Source organism: Bradyrhizobium manausense (assembly GCF_018129685.1).
Taxonomy (GTDB): Bacteria; Pseudomonadota; Alphaproteobacteria; order Rhizobiales; family Xanthobacteraceae; genus Bradyrhizobium; species Bradyrhizobium manausense_D.
Map to the genome: position 1 here is coordinate 215,858 of NZ_JAFCLG010000001.1, position 19,697 is coordinate 235,554.

Here is a 19,697-nt window from a genome sequence, read left to right on the forward strand (position 1 = left end):
GTGCTTTCGACTCACTGGTTCGCGCCGGTCACTTGCGCGAAGGCGGCCTGATTAATGGTGGTTCCGATGTCGGCTTCGAGCTTGGTGACGTAGGAGGCGACCTGCTCGTCGGTCAGCGAGCGGCTCGCGGTCTCTTTCAGCTTCTTGGCGGCGTCGGAGGCGGCATCGACCGGGGGATCGACGATGTCGGTGACGCGGTAGACGATGACTTCGCTACCGCCGGTCACGGGCGCCTGTCCGACGCCGTCCTTGGCGGTACGGAAGGCGGCCGCGACGATGTTCGCCGGCACGCCGGCCGGGGAGTCGTCGCGCTTGAAACCGCTGGCGGTCTCGACCTTGGCATTGATCGCAGCCGCTTCGTCGGCGAGCTTGCCGCCCTGTTCGAGCTTCTGCACCATCTCGGTCGCTTTGGCCTTCAGCCTGGACGCGATCTGGTCCTGGCGCCAGCGCGCCTCGACCTGGTCGCGGACCTCGTCGAGATTGCGATCGCGCGACGGGGTGATGGCGAGCACATCGTACCAGACGTAGCCGCCCTTGAACGAGATCGCGTCGTTGTCGACGCCGACATCGCTGTTGAAGGCCTGCGAGACCACGTCGAGGCCCTGGGGGATGTCGGCGACAGTCTGCCCGTTCGGCGCGCGGCCGGAGCGATCGACCGCATCGATGGTCACCGCGGTGAGCCCGAGCTTCTGCGCGGCATCGGCGACGCTGGTGCCGGCACCGCGTTCGTCCTCCATCTTGTCGCGCAGCTCGCCGACCTTGGTGCGCGCGCGCTCGGTCGCGATCTGGCGCTTCACATCGCTTGCAAATTTTGCGTAGTCGGCCTCGACGCCGGGCTCGATCTTGTCGACCTTGACGATCGAAACGCCGATGGCGCCCTGGATCGGCTGGCTGATTTCCCCAACGGGCAGCGCGAAGGCGGCATCACCGAGCGCAGGCTCGAGCGAGGACTTGGTTTTTAGTCCGAGATCGACGTCGGCGGCGGTTAGCCCGCGCTCCTTGCCGAGATCCTCGAAGGAGAGCCCGCCGACCAGGCGTTCGCGCGCGGCCTGCGCCTCGGCGAGGTTCGGGAACACGATCTGATGGATCTGGCGCCGCTCCGGTGTCGAGAGCTGGTCCTTGCGCTGATCGAACAGCTTCTTGGCGTCGGTGTCGGAAACGTCGCTCCACTTGGCGATCTCCTCGGGCGAGATCACGGCGAAGACGATCTTGCGATATTCGGGCGCGCGGAACTGGACCTTGTGATCCTCGAAATAAGCGGCGAGCGCCTCGGGCGAGGGAGCCTCGATGGTGCCGGCCTGGGCCGTGTCGAGCCTGACGAACTCGAGCGCGCGCTGCTCGTTCTGAAAGCGCGTGGCGACGTCGAGCATGGTTTTCGGAGGCTCGAGGCCGGCGCCGATCGTGCCGGTGATCTGGCGACGCAGCGCCACCTTGCGCTGTTCGGCGACGTAGCGCTGCTCGGTGTAGCCGAAATTGCGGATCAGGCCCTGGAAGCGGTTCGCATCGAACTTGCCGTCGACGCTCTTGAAGTTCGGATCGTTCATGATGATCTGGCGGATCTGCTCGTCAGACTGGCCGAGCCCGAGTTGGCGCGCGTTCTCGTCGAGGGCAGCTTCCGCAATGGTCTGCTGCAGCACCTGGCGGTCAAGGCCGAACGCGCGTGCCTGGTCGGGGGTCAGCGGGCGGCCGAACTGACGGCCGATCTGCTGGAGACGGTCGGTGTAAATCTGGCGGAACTCGTTCAGCGAAATCTCGGTGTGGCCAACCTTGGCCACCGTGGACTGCCCGAAGCCGCGGAAAATGTCGGCGATGCCCCAAATACCGAAGCTGATGATCAACACGCCCATCACGACGGCCATGATGGTCTTGCCGACCCAGTTTGATGAGGCCTTGCGCATTCCTCGAAGCATTTGGTCCAACTTGTCTTGATAAGGAGGGGAACGGGAGCGCGTCTTAATGCAGATTCCGCAGAAGCGCCTCACCAAATTGATATGCCATCATAAAGTGGCGGCTTTCCCCCCGCAACCTCGCCTCGGGGCGCGCTCGAAGCTGCCGTAAAACCCCCCCGGTCTCTGGAACTGCCGCAGGACCTCTGCTAGCGCATGCATAAACCTCATCTTGCTGGACATTGACATGACCGATGCCATCCGCCACCTGATCGCTGGCAACTGGAAAATGAACGGCCTGAAGGCTGGGGCCGCCGAATTCGACGCCATGCTCAATGGCGCGGCAGACGTCGCCAGCAAGGCCGACCTCCTGGTCTGCCCGCCGGCGACCCTGATCGCGGCTTTCGCCGACAAGGCGCGTGGCAAGAAGGTGGCCGTAGGAGCCCAGGATTGCCACCCCAAGGCCTCGGGCGCCCATACCGGCGATATCGCGGCCGAAATGCTGGCCGATGCGGGCGCGAGCGCGATCATCGTCGGCCATTCCGAGCGCCGCGCCGACCACGGCGAGGGCGATGCGCTGATCCGACAGAAGGCGGAAGCCGCCTGGCGAGCCGGGGTGGTCGCGATTGTCTGCATTGGCGAGACGCAAGCCCAGCGCGACGCCGGCCAGACCCTGGATGTGGTGCGCGGCCAGCTCGACGGCTCGCTGCCGGACGGCTCCACGGCCGCCAATCTGGTCGTGGCTTATGAGCCGGTCTGGGCGATCGGCACCGGCCTGACCCCCACAGCCAAGGATGTCGAGCAGATTCATGGCTTTATCCGGGAGCTTTTGACCTCCCGGTTCAAGGCGGATGGGGCCAAGATGCGGATCCTGTACGGCGGCTCGGTCAAGCCGTCGAACGCCGCCGAGCTGATGGCGGTGAAGAACGTCAACGGCGCGCTGGTGGGCGGTGCCAGCCTGAAAGCGGCCGATTTCCTTGCGATCGCGCAGGGTTGCCCTAACTAAAGGGCTGCCCCTGGCTAGGGGTAAACCCCGGGAGGCGGCTGATCGGGGGTGGCAATGCCCCTTCTGATCGTGTAACACCGCGCAACTTCAGGAAAACCCGCGAAGCGCAAGCGGCCGCCGTCAGGCGCCGCCCGCTTGTGACGGAAGGATAGCATGCAGACCGTTGTCATCGTCATCCATCTCATGATCGTCGCCGTCATGATCGGCGCCGTGCTGCTCCAGAAGTCGGAAGGCGGCGGCCTCGGCATGGGCGGAGGCGCGGGCTTCATGTCGAGCCGCGGCACAGCGAATCTCTTGTCGCGGACCACCGCGGTCCTGGCGGCGGGCTTCTTCCTGACCAGCCTGTTCCTGTCCTGGTACGCCGGTTACAACCGTGCGCCGACGTCGATCATCGGCCAGCCCGCGTCGCAGACCCAGCCCGCCGGCAGCGCAAACCCGATCACCGCGCCGACATCGGGCGGTATTCTGGACACGCTGAAGAAGGCGGACGAGCAGCAGCAGGCTCCGGCAGCGCCGACCGGCCCGCAGGTGCCTCGCTCGCAATAAAGCGGGGGGGCCATGCAGGACGACGGCTACCGTCCTGCATCAACAATCCCCATCAAGGCTTTGTCTTCACTCTTGGTTCTGGTTCACCCACAGGCCCACAGATTCTTTGGGGCTGAATACGAATCGCTTTGGCGAATCGAGTTCGAGGGATTAGAGGTTAAGTCCCATGGCGCGGTACATATTCATCACCGGCGGCGTGGTTTCCTCGCTCGGCAAGGGTCTGGCTTCAGCGGCACTCGGTGCCCTGCTGCAGGCCCGGGGCTACAAGGTCCGCCTCCGCAAGCTCGACCCATATCTCAACCTCGATCCCGGAACGATGTCGCCGTACCAGCACGGCGAAGTGTTCGTGACCGATGACGGCGCGGAGACCGATCTCGATCTCGGTCACTACGAGCGCTTCACCGGCCGTCCTGCGACCAAGCAGGACAACATCACGACGGGACGCATCTACCAGGACATCATCTCGAAGGAACGCCGCGGCGATTATCTCGGCGCGACCATTCAGGTGGTGCCGCATGTCACGAACGCCATCAAGGAGTTCGTGCTGTCGGGCAACGACGATTACGACTTCGTGCTGGTCGAGATCGGCGGCACCGTCGGCGATATCGAGGGCCTGCCGTTCTTCGAGGCGATCCGCCAGCTCAAGAACGAGCTGCCGCGCGATCACGCCGTCTACATCCATCTGACGCTGCTGCCCTACATTCCGAGCGCGGGCGAATTGAAGACGAAACCGACGCAGCATTCGGTGAAGGAGCTGCGCTCGATCGGCATCCAGCCGGACATCCTGCTCTGCCGCACCGATCGCGAGATCCCGAAGGAGGAGCGGCGCAAGCTCGGCCTGTTCTGCAACGTGCGCGAAAGCGCCGTGATCGAAGCGCGCGACGTCGACAACATCTACGCCGTCCCCGAGGCCTACCACGACGCCGGTCTCGACGACGAAGTGCTCGCCGCGTTCGGCATCGCCTCGCGGATTCCGCCGGCGCTGCATAGCTGGCAGAAGATCAACGAGCGCGTTCGCAACCCCGAAGGCAACGTCACCATCGCCATCGTCGGCAAGTACACCGGCATGAAGGATGCGTACAAGTCGCTGATCGAGGCGCTGTCGCATGGCGGCATCGCCAACAAGGTGAAGGTCAATCTCGACTGGATCGAGAGCGAGATCTTCGAGAAGGAAGATCCGGCGCCGTTCCTCGAGCATGTCAATGGCATCCTGGTGCCCGGCGGCTTCGGCCAGCGCGGCGCGGAAGGCAAGATCAAGGCGGCGCAGTTCGCGCGCGAGCGCGACGTGCCGTATTTCGGCATCTGCTTCGGCATGCAGATGGCCGTCATCGAGGCCGCGCGAAACCTCGTCGGCATCGAGGAGGCCAACTCGACCGAGTTCGGTCCCACCAAGGAGCCGCTTGTCGGCCTGATGACGGAATGGCTGCGCGGCAACGAGCTCGAGAAGCGCAACCAGGCGGGCGATCTCGGCGGCACGATGCGCCTCGGCGCATACCCCGCCGCGCTCAACCGCGGCAGCCGCGTCTCGCAGGTCTATGGCGGCGCGACCGAGATTTCCGAGCGACATCGTCATCGCTACGAGGTCAACACCGCCTACAAGGATCGCCTCGAGCAGCACGGCCTGAAGTTCTCCGGCCTGTCGCCGGACGGCGTGCTGCCTGAGATCGTCGAGTACGAGGATCACCCCTGGTTCATCGGCGTCCAGTTCCACCCCGAGCTGAAATCGCGACCCTTCGAGCCGCACCCGCTGTTTGCTTCGTTCATCCAGGCGGCGATGGTGCAGAGCCGGCTGGTGTAGGCTCGGTCTTCGACGATCGGCTTTCGGCGGCGGTCTAGTGGGCCGCAGGAGCCGGCTTGGCTGACGTGGCTTCGCCCTGCGCTGCCAGGCGCTCGAGTTCGAGTTTGGCGGCGATATACTCGACGTAGTCAATCACGCCGAACTCGCGGGCCTTCTCGAAGGCGGCCTGCGCTTTCCTGATCTCGCCGGTGACTAGATAATGCTGGCCGAGATAGAAGTTGGCTTCGGTGAGCGCCATCGCGCGTTCGTCGCCTTCCTTGCTATCCAGCGATTTGAACATCTCTTCCGGAGACAAGGCGCCGGTCATCATCGCCAGTGCGGCTCGCGGCCAGTCGCCGCGAGCCTCCGACGCCGCGCGCTTGATGATCTCGGCCGGAATCGGCTTGCCGAGACGCCCGCTGGTCGCTACCAGCCATAGCTGGCTGAACAGCCTGGTCTCCTTGTCGCCCAGTTCGCTCGCCTTGGCGAAGTCGGCATTGGCATCCTCGGTTCGACCGGCAAACAAGCGGGCAACTCCACGCGCGCGATACGCCAAGCCGTCGGAGCCACCGCCGAGCGCAATCGCGTTGGAGTAGTCGGTCTGGCTCTTCTCGAACTGTCCGCCTCGGAAGTAGATGTCGCCGCGGCACGACAACGGGGGCGACGTATTCGGCGCGAGCCGCACCGCGCTGTTGGCATCCTGGGTGGCTTCCTCGGTCCGGCCGAGGTCGGCCTGCGCGGTGGCGCGGAAGCAATAGGCGGTTGCGAGATCGGCGCCGGCGATCTTTCCGCCGCCAATTGTCTCGGTTACTTTCTTGATGAGTTCGAGCCGCTGGTCCTGTAGGCGATGCGTCAGATCGGATTTTGCGGCGCCAGCGGCATTGACCAAGGCCTTGCTGACAAAAAAGGCGCCACCGATCGCTTTGTTCAGTGCACGGAGATCCTCAGCATAGCCAGGATAGTCTTCAGGATCAACCGCAGTCTGCAGCGTCTTCAGATCTGCGGCCTTCCGCGCGACGTTGCCGCGAAAGGATTCGGTGATGCCAGCGCTGAAATATTTGTTGCTGATGGTCGGCGCGCGCGGGTCGATGCTGCCGCTGACCTGCTCCGGAAATGTGACCTCGAAACTGTACTTCGCGTGAAAGGGAAATTTCAGGATCCGCAGCGGCGTCACGCGGTTCGCAGACACGGAGCTGGTCAAGGCGCCCTGCAGACTGTCCGCAGCAAAGGCGACCACCCAATTGCCGTCCACCTCGTTGGCGAGCTTCGGTATCTTGTAGCTGGCCGCGATCGAGAACTCGTTGTTGACAGTGTCGTCATGAAGCTCCGGAGTGCCGATTATTGTGGCGCCGGGATAGCGACGCTCCATGCCATCGGCGATGACCTTGATGATCTCTTCGCGCGACATCCGTTCGTAGCTGATCCGAAGGGCCTCGGCCGCGACGCCGTGCCAGACGCGCTTCACTTCCAACTGCCCTTCCTCGCCAAAATGCGCAAGCGAGGCGCGCTCGATGAGTTCGTCGCCGACGACATCTTCGGCGGCGACCGGAACTTGCGACACGGCGCTGGTTTCGGGCGCGACGACCAACACTTGGGTGCCTTCGTGCGCCTGACCCATCCGATCGAGCTTGCCATGTTGTGCGAGCCGTGTCGGATCGAGGAAATAGAATTTGCCATCGACCATGGCCTCCACGATTGCATGGTCGAAGAACTGTGGACTGGGTAGTGTCTTCTCGAGGCCGCCGTGCCGTCCCAATTGCAGCAGCACCGGCCTGCTCTCGATGCCGAGCTCGCGGAGCAGGGTGATCAGCAGCAGCGACTTGTCCTTACAGTCGCCATATCGGCGCCGGAGCACCTCATCCGGCGATGCCGGACGGTGCGAGCTCTCGCCGAGCGAGACCGAAAAGTAGCGGACCTGCGACTGGGTGAATTCTAGCGCCGCCACGACGCGGGCCTGCGCTGACGGCAGTGCCTTGATCCGTTTCACGAGGTCACGGAACTCGCCGTCGCGCGGGGGAGTGGCGGCGAACAGATTGCTGGCCCAGTCCGCGACGTCGCTCCAGCGGGAAAATTCGGAGAACTGCACGAAGCGCACTCCGAAGAACTCCGGCGCGGTCATGTTTTCCATGGCCATTGCGGGAAGCGGCTGCTCGTCGAACGTGACGCGTCTGATACCGTCGCGGACCGCTTCCGTGGGAGTGATGTGGGGCAGGGCACGGTCTCCGACCGCGCGCCAGACGATCGGCCGGTTGATCGGATAGTTCAGCACGACGCGCCGATGCGCGGTCGGTAGGCCTTGATCCCACGGCGCCAGCCCGAAGGCCTTGCCGGCGAACACCGGATTCTGGCCTGACATCGTGTAAGCGATGTCGATCGTATCGCCGACGCGCACGTCATCGATCAGGATCGAGGCGGTCACGCGGCCACTGTACACGCCGCGCTCGAGATCCTGCTCGCGCTGAAGGAAGCGAACATTGGATGTCAAGGTGCGATCGAACTGCTCGGCTCCGCGATAAATGCGGATCGAATGAAGCTGGACCCGTTCGTATTCGGGCGCGAAGGGGATCGAGAACCGGCCCGCCGCGGTGAGAGCGCCGGCATCATTGATCAGCGTCGCGCGCCGCACATACATCTGCTGCATCCGGGCCAGCTGGTATTGCGTATCGGCAAGGCGAACCACGACCGGCAGCGGGGAGGTCGTCTGCGGCAGCGGCAGCTGGTCGACCCACGCCGGCACGGGATCGGCAAGGGTGAATGCAGTCTTGTCGAGTTGGACCTCCTTGAGCTTGGAGTCCGGACCTTGCGGGGCCGCTGCTTGCTGGGCCAGGACCTGTCCGGTCAAAACCTGCTGAGATCCAAGCACGGTCGCCAGCAAAACGCCCGCGCGCACTAACCTCAAAAGAAACATTCGCCACCTCTGCCGCTCGCAGGTTGTATAGACGATGGCGTCGCGCCGGGCAATTGTCGAGCGTGGCGGGGGACGGACGACTTGAAGCGCGTGCAAACACTCTCAATCGGACAGGCAAGGGTGCCATGTTGGCACTCCTCAAGACAGCCTTTCGTACGCTCGCTATAACGTCCCGCCGCATCTGTTCAGAGGGAAAACAACAATGATCTACGAAATGCGCGTCTATCGCTGCGTGCCCGGCCGCCTGCCGGCGCTGCTGAAACGGTTCGAGACCATCACGCTGAAGATCTGGGAAAAGCACGGCATCAAGCAGGCCGGGTTCTTCACGACGGTGATCGGTGAATCCAACCAGGAGCTGACCTACTTCCTGGCTTGGGAGTCGCTGGCCGAGCGCGAGAAGAAGTGGGGCGCCTTCGCGACCGATCCGGACTGGCTGGAGGCGCGTGCGAAGACCGAGGCCGATGGCCAGATCGTCGCCAACATTGTGAGCCAGATTCTGGCCCCGACCGCATTCTCGTCGGTCAAGTAGCGGTCCTTCAGGGCAGCGCGCTTCGGCGCAACCCTGATATTCTGACAGGCCGGGCCGAATGGGGTTGATCCCACCCGTTCGGCCGCTATGGTCGCGCCCAAATAGGGATTTGAGCCTTGAGCGTCAGCCATTCTGCAGCACCGGTCGTGACCGTGGGGTCGGTGAAATTCGGCAATGATCTGCCGATCTCGATCATCGCCGGGCCATGCCAGCTCGAAAGCCGCCAGCATGCGCTGGAAGTGGCCTCCGCGCTGAAGGAGATCGCGGCGCGGCTCAAGATCGGCCTCGTCTACAAGACCTCCTTTGACAAGGCGAACCGCACCAGCGCGTCCGCCGCGCGCGGGCTTGGCCTTGCGCAGTCGCTGCCGGTCTTCGCCGAGATCCGTTCCTCACTTGGCGTTCCGGTACTGACCGACGTGCACGATGCCGCCCAATGCGCCGAGGCGGCGCAAGCCGTGGACGTCCTGCAGATCCCCGCTTTCCTGTGCCGGCAGACCGATCTGCTGCTGGCTGCGGCTGCAACCGGCAAGGTCATCAACGTCAAGAAGGGGCAGTTCCTCGCGCCCTGGGACATGACCAATGTCGTGAGCAAGATCACCAGCGCGGGCAATCCCAACGTGCTCGTTACAGAGCGCGGCGCCTCCTTCGGTTACAACACGCTGGTGTCTGACATGCGCGCGCTGCCGATCATGGCGCGCACGACCGGCGCCCCCGTGATTTTCGACGCCACGCATTCGGTGCAGCAGCCGGGCGGGAAGGGCGCGTCCTCCGGCGGCGAGCGCGAATTCGTGCCGGTGCTGGCCCGCGCGGCCGTGGCGGTCGGGGTCGCAGGTGTGTTCATCGAGACCCATCCCGATCCTGATCGCGCGCCCTCGGACGGGCCCAATATGGTGCCGCTGCGGGAGTTCGAAGGGCTGATCCGCACGTTGATGGCATTCGACGCGGTGACCAAGGGCCGCGCCCACTGATGCACGAGCCCGTCGCCAGGCCGCCGTACGACCAGAAGTTTCCGCCGGCGATCAACATCATCGCGCTCGCCAGCTTCTCCGCCGCGTTGTCGACGCGCGCGCTCGATCCGGTGCTGCCGCATGTCGCCGAGGAGTTTTCGATCAGCATCACGACGGCCGCGAGCATTGCGGCCGGCTATGCGCTCATCTACGCGCTGATTCAGCCGATCGTCGGCGCGGCAGCCGATCTGTTCGGCAAGGCGCGGTTGATGACGCTGTGCCTGGCGCTGCTCGGCGTTGCCTGCATTCTCGGCGCGCTCTCCACCTCTTTCTCGGGCCTGTTCGCGAGCCGCATGCTCGCCGGCATCGCCTCGGGCGGCGTGTTCCCGGTCGCGCTCGGCTTGACGGCCGATCTCGTGGCGCCGGCGAAGCGACAGGTGGCGATCGGGCGCACGCTGGCGGGTTCCATGACCGGTAATCTGCTCGGCGATGCAAAAACAGCGTTCGGTCGCCCGCATTCTCGGGGCGGTGGTTGGATCTCTCGGTCTCATCCTTGTCATCATCTGCGCCTATGCCCTGAAGCTCGCGGTGACGCGCTATTCAGACAGCAACCGCATCGTCTCGCTCACCATCGCCAGCCGCGACCTGACCAACACGCTGGTGATCTTCCGCCTGGAGCGCGGCGACACGCTGAGCTATCTCGCCTCCGCCGCGCCCGCGCCCGACAGCGTCATGAGCAGCCTCGCCGAGCAGCGCGTGACCGTGCAGAAGAACTATGCGCAGGCCTTGCAGAGCCTCGCCTCCGTCGATGCGTCCGGTCTTGCCGAGAAGCTCGACAAGCTCCGCGGCATCTGGGCCCAGCTCGAGGAGCTGCGGCCGCGTGCGATCACTGCCCTGAAGCAGGACAAGGCCGCACGCGACCCCAGTCTGACCCCGGCCTGGGCCAAGGTCAGCGATGCCTTCATGGATGCGATCGGCGACGTCACCGCCCATGTCGACAATTCGATGACGTTGATCGATCCCGTGGTCGATCGCCTCCTGATTGCCAAGCAGGCTTCCTGGCAGGCCCGTGCCAATGTCGGCCAGACCATCCTCGTCCAGTTCTCCTCGATCCTGGCCAACAAGACCTGGACCGCTGCCGACGGCGTCGCCTTCGCCGATCTGCGCGGCCGCATCCAGCAGGCCTGGCTGGTGGTGCGCGACCTCAGCCCGAGCGTGGCTTCGCCCCAGCTGTTGCAGGCGATCCGGACCGCCGAGCCCGAAATCTCCGGCGCACTCAGCGACGAGCGCAATGCGATTGCGACCAAGCTGCTTGCGGGTGAGCCCGCCGGCGTCGTCGGCATCGACTACCGCGATCGCCAGCTGGTCGGCGCCAACAACGTTGTCATCGTCACGCAGACCGCGCTCGCCGACATGATTGCGCGGGCCGAGGAGGGCGCTTCGCGCGCCCGTTTCAGCCTGATCCTGTTCGGCCTCCTGATGCCGGCCTCGCTGGCACTGATGATCGGCGGGCTGCTGCTGATGCGCAACCGCGTCACCCGTCCGCTGACCGCGATCACCGGCGTGATGACGCGCTTTGCCGATCATGATTTCGCCAGCGACGTGCCGGGCCTCGACCGCAACGACGAAATCGGCCGCATGGCGTCGGCGCTGCAGGTGTTCAAGGACGCCATGATCAAGGCCGAGCGTCTCTCGGGCGACCAGGCCGCCGAGCGCGCCGAGAAGGAGAAGCGCGCGAGCGAGCTCGCCGGTCTCGTGCGCCAGTTCGAAAGCCGGATCGGCCAGATGGTGCAGACATTGTCGAGCGCCTCGGGCGAGCTGGAGACAACGGCGCGATCGATGTCGAGCACGGCAGCGGAAGCCCAGGCCCAGGCCGGCTCGGCCTCGACGCTGGCCGACCAGGTCGGCGGCGGTGTGCAGACCGTCGCGGCCGCGGCCGAGGAGCTCAATGCCTCGATCCGCGAGATAAATCGCCAGGTCGAGCAGGCGAGCCGCGCCACCGAGCATGCTGTCGTCACCGTCAAGGAGACCGACAGCACCATGCGCGCGCTCGCCGACGGCGCCGACCGCATCGGCGAGGTCATCGGCCTCATCACCTCGATCGCGGGCCAGACCAATCTCTTGGCCCTGAACGCGACCATCGAGGCCGCGCGCGCCGGCGAATCCGGACGCGGCTTTGCGGTCGTGGCCAGCGAGGTCAAGAACCTGGCGTCGCAGACGGCGAAGGCGACCGAGGAGATCAGCGCCCAGATCACCGAGATCCAGGGGGCGACACAAAAGGCGGTCTCCGCCATCGACGGCATCGTCAAGACCATCGAGGAAGTCTCGAGCATCAACCGCGTCATCGCCGCCGCGATCGAAGAGCAGAACAAGGCAACGGCCGAGATCGCCAACACCGTGCAGCACACGGCGGAAGCGACCTCGACCGTGACCCGCAACATCGCAACCGTCTCGTCGGCGGCCAACGAGACCGGCCGCGCCGCCACCGGCGTGTTGAAAGCCGCCGCCGACCTGTCGAGCCAGTCGACTTCGCTGACGGGCGAGGTGGACAGCTTCATCATCCGGGTGAGGGAAGTGGCGTAGCCGAGCCTCACGCCGCGTCCGGAGCCGCTGCGGTTGCACCGAGATTTGCGTGCTTCCCGAGCGGGAGAAAAATCGAGGATTTGCCGATAACGTTAAGCCCAGTCCGACTCTCTTCGTAGTCCTACTGATCTTGCGGATGTCTCCCAGTTCGACCTACCGTTCGCGCTGGGGGATACAATGGCTGGATTGCTGATACTGCTTGCAACTTTCGCCTTTGGCTTCGGCGCCGGCTTCGGAATTCGCGACTCGATCTCGCGCCGCAGACGTCAACGGTACGCGCGAACCGCTGAGCGCGGTTGACCGCGTCCACCGAACCGTCGTCACAACTCGACAGCTATCCCCGCCCGCGATACGGCGCGACGCCCTGCTCGGGGACCCACAGGCCCCTCGGCACGCGGCCGGTCTGCCAGAACACGTCGATCGGGATGCCGCCGCGCGGATACCAGTAGCCGCCGATGCGCAGCCATTTCGGCTTGATCTCGGCGGCGATGCGCTTGCCGATCATCACGGTGCAATCCTCGTGGAAGGCGCCGTGGTTACGGAAGCTCGCGATGTAGAGTTTGAGCGATTTCGATTCCAGCAGCCACCGGCCGGGTGCGTAATCGATCATCAGATGGGCAAAGTCGGGCTGGCCGGTCACCGGGCAGAGCGAGGTAAACTCGGGTACGGTGAAACGGACCAGATAATCGGTTCCGGCTTGCGGATTCGGGACGCGATCGAGCTTTGCCTTCTCCGGCGCATCGGGCCATTCCACGGCACGGCCGAGCTGAAGGCTGGGTGAGGTCTTCGATTGGCTGGGCTTTTTCGACATGCGGCCCTCTTAGCCAATCGCAGCGCGGCCGTCACCCGGCCTTTTCCGCTTCGATGCATTGCGGTAGAAGCACCCGCGAACCGCCCCCTTTGTTCCCCGAAAAGAGGCCCTCATGACCGCCATCATCGACATCATCGGACGCGAAATCCTCGATAGCCGCGGTAATCCCACCGTCGAGGTCGACGTCGTGCTGGAGGATGGCGCGCTCGGACGCGCTGCGGTGCCGTCAGGCGCCTCCACCGGCGCTCATGAGGCGGTCGAGCTGCGCGATGGCGACAAGGCCCGCTATCTCGGCAAGGGCGTGACCAAGGCGGTCGGCGCCGTCAACGGCGAGATCTTCGAGGCGCTCAGCGGTCTCGATGTCGAACAGCAGGCCCAGATCGACCAGATCATGATCGATCTCGACGGCACGCCGAACAAGAGCCGGTTGGGGGCCAACGCCATCCTCGGCGTTTCGCTGGCCTGCGCCAAGGCGGCCGCGAACTCGCTCGACATGCCGCTCTATCGTTACGTCGGCGGCACCTCGGCGCGCCTCCTGCCGGTGCCGATGATGAACATCATCAATGGCGGCGTGCATGCCGACAATCCGATCGACTTCCAGGAGTTCATGATTCTCCCGGTCGGCGCATCCTCGTTCGCCGAAGGCCTGCGCTATGGTGCGGAAGTGTTCCACACGCTGAAGTCGGAGCTGAAGAAGGCCGGCCACAACACCAATGTCGGCGATGAAGGCGGCTTCGCGCCGAACCTGCCATCGGCGGACGCTGCGCTCGAATTCGTCATGAACGCGATCGGCAAGGCCGGCTACAAGGCGGGCTCCGATATCGTGATCGGCCTCGACTGCGCTTCGACCGAGTTCTTCAAGGACGGCAAGTACGTCTATGAAGGCGAGGGCAAGACCCGCTCGATCTCCGAGCAGGCCAAGTACCTTGCCGATCTTGTCGGCCGCTATCCGATCGTCACCATCGAGGACGGCATGTCGGAAGACGACATGGACGGCTGGAAGGAGCTGACCGACCTGATCGGCAACAAGTGCCAGCTGGTCGGCGACGATCTCTTCGTCACCAACGTCAAGCGCCTTGCCGAGGGCATCAAGGCCGGCCGTGCCAACTCGATCCTGATCAAGGTCAACCAGATCGGCACGCTGACCGAGACGCTCGCCGCCGTCGAGATGGCGCACAAGGCCGGCTACACCTCCGTCATGTCGCACCGCTCCGGCGAGACCGAGGATTCCACCATCGCCGACCTGGCGGTCGCCACGAACTGCGGTCAAATCAAGACCGGCTCTCTTGCACGTTCCGATCGCACCGCCAAATACAACCAGCTGCTCCGCATCGAGCAGCAGCTCGGCAAGCAGGCGCTGTACGGCGGCAAGGCGGCACTGAAAGCGCTGGCATAACCTGGCGTCATCGCGCGAAGGCGCGAACAACTAGCACAGGGGAGGATCGACATGAGCGACGGCAAGACCGGACTGCAACTGCGTTCGCTGATCAAGGCGAGCGGTGAGCTGGAAATCTCGCTGGTCGACGTTCCGACCCCCGAGCCCGCGGACGACGAGGTCGTCGTCCGCATCGAGGCGGCACCGATCAACCCGTCCGACCTCGGGCTTCTGGTCGGCGCGGCCGACATGAGCACGGCCAAGGCATCAGGCACGAAAGAGGCGCCAATCATCACCGCGAAGGTTCCTGACGGTGCGATGCGCGCGATGGGCGCGCGGCTCGATCAGTCCCTGCCGGTTGGCAATGAGGGCGCAGGCGTCGTGATCAAGACCGGTTCGTCGGATGCTGCGAAGGCGCTGATGGGCAAGACGGTCGCGATGATCGGCGGCGCCATGTACGCGCAGTACCGCACCTTGAAGGCGCGGGACTGCCAGCCGCTGCCCGAGGGCACGACAGCGGCGGAGGGCGCGTCCTGGTTCGTCAATCCGCTCACGGCGCTCGGCATGACCGAGACGATGCGGCGCGAAGGCCACAAGGCGCTGGTGCATACGGCGGCCGCCTCCAATCTCGGCCAGATGCTGAACAAGATCTGCATCAAGGACGGCATCCCGCTCGTCAACATCGTGCGTAGCCAGGAGCAGGCCGACATCCTCAAGAAGATCGGCGCCAGGCATATCGTCGATTCCAGCAAGCCGAGCTTCCTCGACGATCTCACCAATGCGCTGGTCGAGACCGGCGCCACCATCGCCTTCGACGCGATCGGCGGTGGCAAGCTCGCGGGCGACATTCTCAACTGCATGGAAATCGCGATCAACAAGACCGCGAAGGAATACAGCCGCTACGGCTCCAGCGTGCACAAGCAGGTCTACGTCTACGGCGCGCTCGATATCCGTCCGATCGAGCTGCCGCGCGGCTTCGGCATGGCCTGGGGTGTCGGCGGCTGGCTGCTGACCCCGTTCTTGCAGAAGATCGGACCGGCCGACATCGGACGGTTGCGTCAGCGCGTCGTGAACGAATTGAAGACGACCTTCGCCAGCCACTACACCAAGGTGGTGTCGCTGCAGGAGGCGCTCGATCCCGCCAACATCGCGGTGTACGCCAAACGCGCCACCGGCGAAAAATTCCTCATCAATCCGAATAAATGATCGTGATCTGCGCGCGAAACATCGGGCCGCCGTTTGGCGGCCCGATGTTTCGGGCGACCATCTGCTTTCGCGAAACTCAGCGTTTCCAAACCGGACCGGTTCATGCACTTGCATCCATCGGTCCGGATCGCTTAAGTGCCGCCGGCACTTCCCTCAAGGTTTCAAGGACAAACCATGGCCTACAACATCGTCGTGATCGCCGGCAGCCTGCGCAAGGACAGCTTCTCGCTGAAGATCGCAGGCGCGCTCGCAAAGCTCGCGCCTGCCTCTCTCAAGCTCGAGGTCATCACGCCCGCGGGCATCTCCTTCTTCAACCAGGACCTCGAGGGTGCGCCGCCCGCCGACTGGCTGGCCTTCCGCGAGAAGCTGCAGAAGTCCGACGGCGTCATCTTCGTCACCCCCGAGTACAACCGCGCCATCCCGGGTGTGCTCAAGAACGCCATCGACGTCGCCTCGCGCCCCTATGGCAAGAGCTCGTTCAACGGCAAGCCGGTCGGCATCATCTCGAACTCGCCGGGCCCGCTCGGTGGGGTCAGCGCCGCCAAGACGCTGCAGAACATCCTGCCCGGCATCTCCGGCCCGATCATGCAGCAGCCCGAGGCCTATCTGAACGCCGTTGGCGACGCCTTCGATGCGGAGGGTAATCTGACGAAGGAGTCGCTCAAGCCCGTGCTCCAGGCCTATATCGACGCCTTCGCCGCGCACGTTGCGAAGCACCACGGCTGAGATCGTCGGCTTCCGAGAAGATGACGCGCTCTCCGTCATGGCCGGGCTTGTCCCGGCCATCCACGTCTTTGCTTACGGCGATGAAGAACGTGGATGCCCGGCACAAGGCCGGGCATGACGACGGGGCAGGCATCAGAGCGAGGTCGGGCGAAGGGACTTTAGCACTCCCTTAACCAAGCTGGCCCATCTTGCAATCATGGTCTCCCGCGCCCGCCTCAAATCGATCCTGACCGGTCTTGCCCTCTATGCGATGGCGGCCGCGATCGTCGGCTATTTCGGCGTCAATGCTTACACCGGCAAATACGGCCTCAACGCGCGCCAGGAGCTCGACCAGGAGATCATCGCGCTGACCAGCGAGCTGGCGCAGCTCAAGCGTGAGCGCCTCCGCAGCGAGCAACGCGTCTCGCTGCTCCGCACCGAGAAGATCGACCCCGACATGCTGGACGAGCGGGCCCGATTCCAGCTCGACTATGTCAATCCGCACGATCTCGTTCGGATGATCCCGCAGAACTGATCGCCGCGACTTCAGCGTGACGATGACGCCGACCGGATGGTCGGCGCGTTTCCCCGCGCATTTTCGCAAGAGCTCGTTTTCGACGCGCCCGACGTCATCGGCCTGTCAGAGAATTGAGACAAACACGGGCGCCCTGGGCCGCGTTTGTTCGGCTGTCGGTGCGAAGCGATGTTGCGCGAGAGATGGAGGCCGACCATGACGGACAATCGTTCACTGCGGAAGATGCGTATCGGAGCGATGCTGCTCGGCGTCGCTGGCCTCGGCTTGCTCGCGCCGTCTATTGCCTTCGCGCAAGGTGTACCATCCCGTGCCAAGCCGTTCCTCACCCTCGACGGCAAGGCGCCGCTGATCCTCGGACATCGCGGCGTGCCGGGCCTGGTGCCCGAAGAGACCGAGGCATCCTATGAGCTTGCCGCGGCGCTCGGAACCGACGCGCTGGAAGAGGATCTGCACCTCACCAAGGATTGCGTTCTGGTTGCGCGTCACAATCCCTGGCTGGCCGACAACACCAACATTGCCGACGTCGCAAAGACCAATCCGGCGGTTGCGGCGCGTAAACGCACCGTGCCCGGCGTGCGCGTCAAGGCACCGGCCGCCGCAGGCACGCCCGCTGACTACCTCGTCGACCTCACAGATCCGGCCGATCCCAAATCGGTGCTGAAATCATTGATCGTCGACGGTGAAGATCACACCAACGACTGGTCGATCACCGATTTCACCATGGCCGAGCTGAAGCAATGGATCGGCGGGACCACCTACGACGCGGCCAACGAGCGGCCCAAGAGCTTCAACGGCAAATTCCCCGTGATCAGCTTCCAGGACATCCTCGACATCGCCAAGGCGAAGAGCAAGGAGACGGGCCGTCTCATCCTGGTCTATCCGGAAACCAAGAACCCGACCTGGAACAATGCCCAGGCGATCGCAAACGGCTGCGGCGCGCCGGGCAGCCATCCGCTCGAAGATGCCCTGATCAAGATCATCAAGGACAACGACCTCAACACCAGGGACGCGCCCATCCTGGTTCAGAGCTTCGAGCCGGGCAGCCTGAAATATATGCGCAGCCATGGCCTTCAGACGCGGCAGGTCCAGCTCATCGACGGCAACGGCATCGACTTCAAGACCGGCAAGGTGCTGCTCAACAACATCACCAATTCCCGTCCGTTCGACTGGACGGTTGCGGGCGATGCGCGCCTCTATGACTCGATGCTGACCCCTGAGGGCCTAGCCGAGATCAAGACCTATGCCGACGGCATCGGCCCGTGGAAGGCCTATATCGTGCCACTCAAGGTCGTGCTGTGGAGGACCGCCAACGCCGACGGCACGCCCTACAAGGGATCGGCGCCGGACGCTTCGACGCAGGAGGCGACCAGCCTGATCGCCGACGCGCACAAGCTCGGCCTGTTCGTGCACGTCTTCACGTTCCGGAACGAGAAGAAATATCTCGCAGCCGACTATCACACCGATCCCGCCCAGGAATATCTCAAATTCTTCCGCCTCGGCGTCGATGGGGTCTTCACCGACTTCACGCACACTGGCGTTGCCGCCCGTGCGGCGTATCTGCGCGAGCTCGGTTGGTAAGCCCAGCGCTTCGAATCGGACACGCATCGCAATTCAGCCCCCGAGATATGCGTGTCCGATATCTCTGCCTCGTCTGCGTGCAGAGCTCTCAATGGCGCGGAGCTAATGTTGCCTGATCCGCGCCAAAGGTTTTGCAAAATTTCGGCCTCGTTGCAGTGCGGCATAATGAAAATCGTGCGATGTCGCTGCGGTGCTTTCCAAGGGCGATTGAGTTGGGTTAGAGAGGACCTAGATTTCTCTGACCCGGAATTCCTATGGCCGCACCCAAGAAAGCCGCCGCAAGCGCTGAGCAGGACAAGACCAACGGCGGTTCGCCCCCGGAATTCACGAGGGAGCAGGAGCTGAAGGCGCTTCGCGACATGCTCCTGATCCGGCGGTTCGAGGAAAAGGCCGGCCAGCTCTACGGCATGGGTGCGATCGGCGGCTTCTGCCATCTCTATATCGGCCAGGAGGCCGTGGTGGTCGGCATGCAGATGGCCCTGAAGGAGGGCGATCAGGTCATCACGGGCTATCGCGATCACGGTCACATGCTCGCAACCGGCATGGAGGCCAACGGCGTGATGGCCGAGCTCACGGGACGCCGCGGCGGCTATTCCAAGGGCAAGGGCGGCTCCATGCACATGTTCAGCAAGGAGAAGCACTTCTACGGCGGCCACGGCATCGTCGGCGCGCAGGTCTCGCTCGGCACCGGTCTTGCCTTCGCCAACAATTACCGCAGCAATGGCAATGTCAGCGTCACCTATTTCGGCGACGGCGCGGCCAACCAGGGCCAGGTCTATGAGAGCTTCAACATGGCGGAGCTCTGGAAGCTGCCGGTGATCTACGTCATCGAGAACAATCGCTACGCCATGGGCACCTCTGTCTCGCGCGCTTCGGCGCAGCAGGATTTCTCCAAGCGCGGCGTGTCGTTCAACATCCCCGGCAAGCAGGTCGACGGCATGGATGTCCGCGCCGTCAAGGCCGCCGGCGATGAGGCTGCCGCCTGGTGCCGCGCCGGCAAGGGCCCCTTCATCCTGGAGATGCAGACCTACCGCTATCGCGGCCATTCGATGTCCGACCCGGCCAAATACCGCACGCGCGAGGAGGTCGAGAAGGTTCGTCACGACCAGGACCCGATCGAACAGGTGCGTAACCGCCTGTTGGCCGCGAAGGTGAGTGAGGCCGACCTCAAGGCGATCGACGCCGAGGTGCGCGACATCGTCAACGCCTCCGCCGACTTTGCCCAGCATGATCCCGAGCCGGATGCCGCCGAGCTCTGGACCGACGTCTACCGCTGAAACGCGCGCAAGCTTTCCTTGGAGTCGA

At 64.2% G+C, this 19,697-nt stretch carries 15 protein-coding genes and 1 pseudogene; 13 read left to right on the forward strand and 3 right to left on the reverse strand.

Annotated features, from left to right (window positions below; all coding sequences use genetic code 11):
* Nucleotides 1-11: 11 nt before the first annotated feature.
* Nucleotides 12-1,910: a SurA N-terminal domain-containing protein gene (locus JQ621_RS01075; protein ID WP_212232579.1), complete on the reverse strand. Its 1,899-nt coding sequence runs from the start codon at nucleotides 1,908-1,910 to the stop codon at nucleotides 12-14.
* Between the two features lie 223 nt (nucleotides 1,911-2,133).
* Here JQ621_RS01075 and tpiA point away from each other — a divergent pair, with 223 nt between their 5' ends.
* The 3 genes from tpiA to JQ621_RS01090 all read left to right on the forward strand — a co-directional run bounded on the left by tpiA (nucleotide 2,134) and on the right by JQ621_RS01090 (nucleotide 5,236).
* Nucleotides 2,134-2,892 carry a triose-phosphate isomerase gene (gene tpiA / locus JQ621_RS01080; RefSeq protein WP_212232580.1) on the forward strand — a complete coding sequence of 253 codons (759 nt, stop codon included), beginning with the start codon at nucleotides 2,134-2,136 and terminating at the stop codon, nucleotides 2,890-2,892.
* A gap of 153 nt (nucleotides 2,893-3,045) precedes the next feature.
* Complete coding sequence (gene secG / locus JQ621_RS01085; protein WP_212232581.1) at nucleotides 3,046-3,438, forward strand: preprotein translocase subunit SecG; 393 nt, start codon at nucleotides 3,046-3,048, stop codon at nucleotides 3,436-3,438.
* A 166-nt stretch (nucleotides 3,439-3,604) separates the two neighbouring features.
* Complete coding sequence (locus tag JQ621_RS01090) at nucleotides 3,605-5,236, forward strand: CTP synthase (RefSeq protein WP_212232582.1); 1,632 nt, start codon at nucleotides 3,605-3,607, stop codon at nucleotides 5,234-5,236.
* A gap of 34 nt (nucleotides 5,237-5,270) precedes the next feature.
* Here JQ621_RS01090 and JQ621_RS01095 read toward each other — a convergent pair whose 3' ends face one another.
* Entirely contained in the window at nucleotides 5,271-8,057 is a 2,787-nt protein-coding gene (locus JQ621_RS01095; RefSeq protein ID WP_249124576.1) for a DUF3857 domain-containing protein, read from the reverse strand.
* Between the two features lie 268 nt (nucleotides 8,058-8,325).
* Here JQ621_RS01095 and JQ621_RS01100 point away from each other — a divergent pair, with 268 nt between their 5' ends.
* The 4 genes and pseudogenes from JQ621_RS01100 (at nucleotide 8,326) to JQ621_RS35840 (ending at nucleotide 12,182) form a co-directional block, all read left to right on the forward strand.
* Nucleotides 8,326-8,652 (forward strand): NIPSNAP family protein, encoded by a 327-nt coding sequence (locus tag JQ621_RS01100; protein WP_212232584.1) that lies wholly within the window; start codon nucleotides 8,326-8,328, stop codon nucleotides 8,650-8,652.
* A 116-nt stretch (nucleotides 8,653-8,768) separates the two neighbouring features.
* A complete protein-coding gene (kdsA, locus tag JQ621_RS01105) occupies nucleotides 8,769-9,620 on the forward strand; it encodes a 3-deoxy-8-phosphooctulonate synthase (RefSeq protein WP_212232585.1) in 852 nt (283 codons plus the stop codon).
* A pseudogene (locus tag JQ621_RS01110) lies at nucleotides 9,620-10,155 on the forward strand (MFS transporter); the annotation flags it as partial. The gene kdsA and the pseudogene JQ621_RS01110, both read left to right, overlap by 1 nt.
* Nucleotides 10,128-12,182, forward strand: a complete 2,055-nt coding sequence (locus JQ621_RS35840) for a methyl-accepting chemotaxis protein (protein WP_312015391.1) — start codon at nucleotides 10,128-10,130, stop codon at nucleotides 12,180-12,182. The pseudogene JQ621_RS01110 and the gene JQ621_RS35840, both read left to right, overlap by 28 nt.
* 334 nt (nucleotides 12,183-12,516) lie before the next feature.
* Here the strand turns inward: JQ621_RS35840 and queF are convergent, their stop codons facing one another.
* Nucleotides 12,517-12,993, reverse strand: a complete 477-nt coding sequence (gene queF, locus JQ621_RS01120; RefSeq protein WP_212232587.1) for a preQ(1) synthase — start codon at nucleotides 12,991-12,993, stop codon at nucleotides 12,517-12,519.
* Between the two features lie 112 nt (nucleotides 12,994-13,105).
* Here queF and eno point away from each other — a divergent pair, with 112 nt between their 5' ends.
* The 6 genes from eno to pdhA all read left to right on the forward strand — a co-directional run bounded on the left by eno (nucleotide 13,106) and on the right by pdhA (nucleotide 19,669).
* Nucleotides 13,106-14,389 carry a phosphopyruvate hydratase gene (gene eno / locus JQ621_RS01125; protein WP_212232588.1) on the forward strand — a complete coding sequence of 428 codons (1,284 nt, stop codon included), beginning with the start codon at nucleotides 13,106-13,108 and terminating at the stop codon, nucleotides 14,387-14,389.
* Nucleotides 14,390-14,440: 51 nt separating this feature from the next.
* Nucleotides 14,441-15,574: a zinc-binding dehydrogenase gene (locus JQ621_RS01130; RefSeq protein ID WP_212232589.1), complete on the forward strand. Its 1,134-nt coding sequence runs from the start codon at nucleotides 14,441-14,443 to the stop codon at nucleotides 15,572-15,574.
* Between the two features lie 174 nt (nucleotides 15,575-15,748).
* Nucleotides 15,749-16,300, forward strand: a complete 552-nt coding sequence (locus tag JQ621_RS01135; protein WP_212232590.1) for an NADPH-dependent FMN reductase — start codon at nucleotides 15,749-15,751, stop codon at nucleotides 16,298-16,300.
* A gap of 196 nt (nucleotides 16,301-16,496) precedes the next feature.
* Complete coding sequence (locus tag JQ621_RS01140; RefSeq protein ID WP_212232591.1) at nucleotides 16,497-16,814, forward strand: FtsB family cell division protein; 318 nt, start codon at nucleotides 16,497-16,499, stop codon at nucleotides 16,812-16,814.
* Nucleotides 16,815-17,009: 195 nt separating this feature from the next.
* Nucleotides 17,010-18,392 (forward strand): glycerophosphodiester phosphodiesterase family protein, encoded by a 1,383-nt coding sequence (locus JQ621_RS01145; RefSeq protein ID WP_249124578.1) that lies wholly within the window; start codon nucleotides 17,010-17,012, stop codon nucleotides 18,390-18,392.
* Nucleotides 18,393-18,646: 254 nt separating this feature from the next.
* Entirely contained in the window at nucleotides 18,647-19,669 is a 1,023-nt protein-coding gene (pdhA, locus tag JQ621_RS01150; protein WP_212232592.1) for a pyruvate dehydrogenase (acetyl-transferring) E1 component subunit alpha, read from the forward strand.
* The last annotated feature ends 28 nt before the right edge of the window (nucleotides 19,670-19,697 follow it).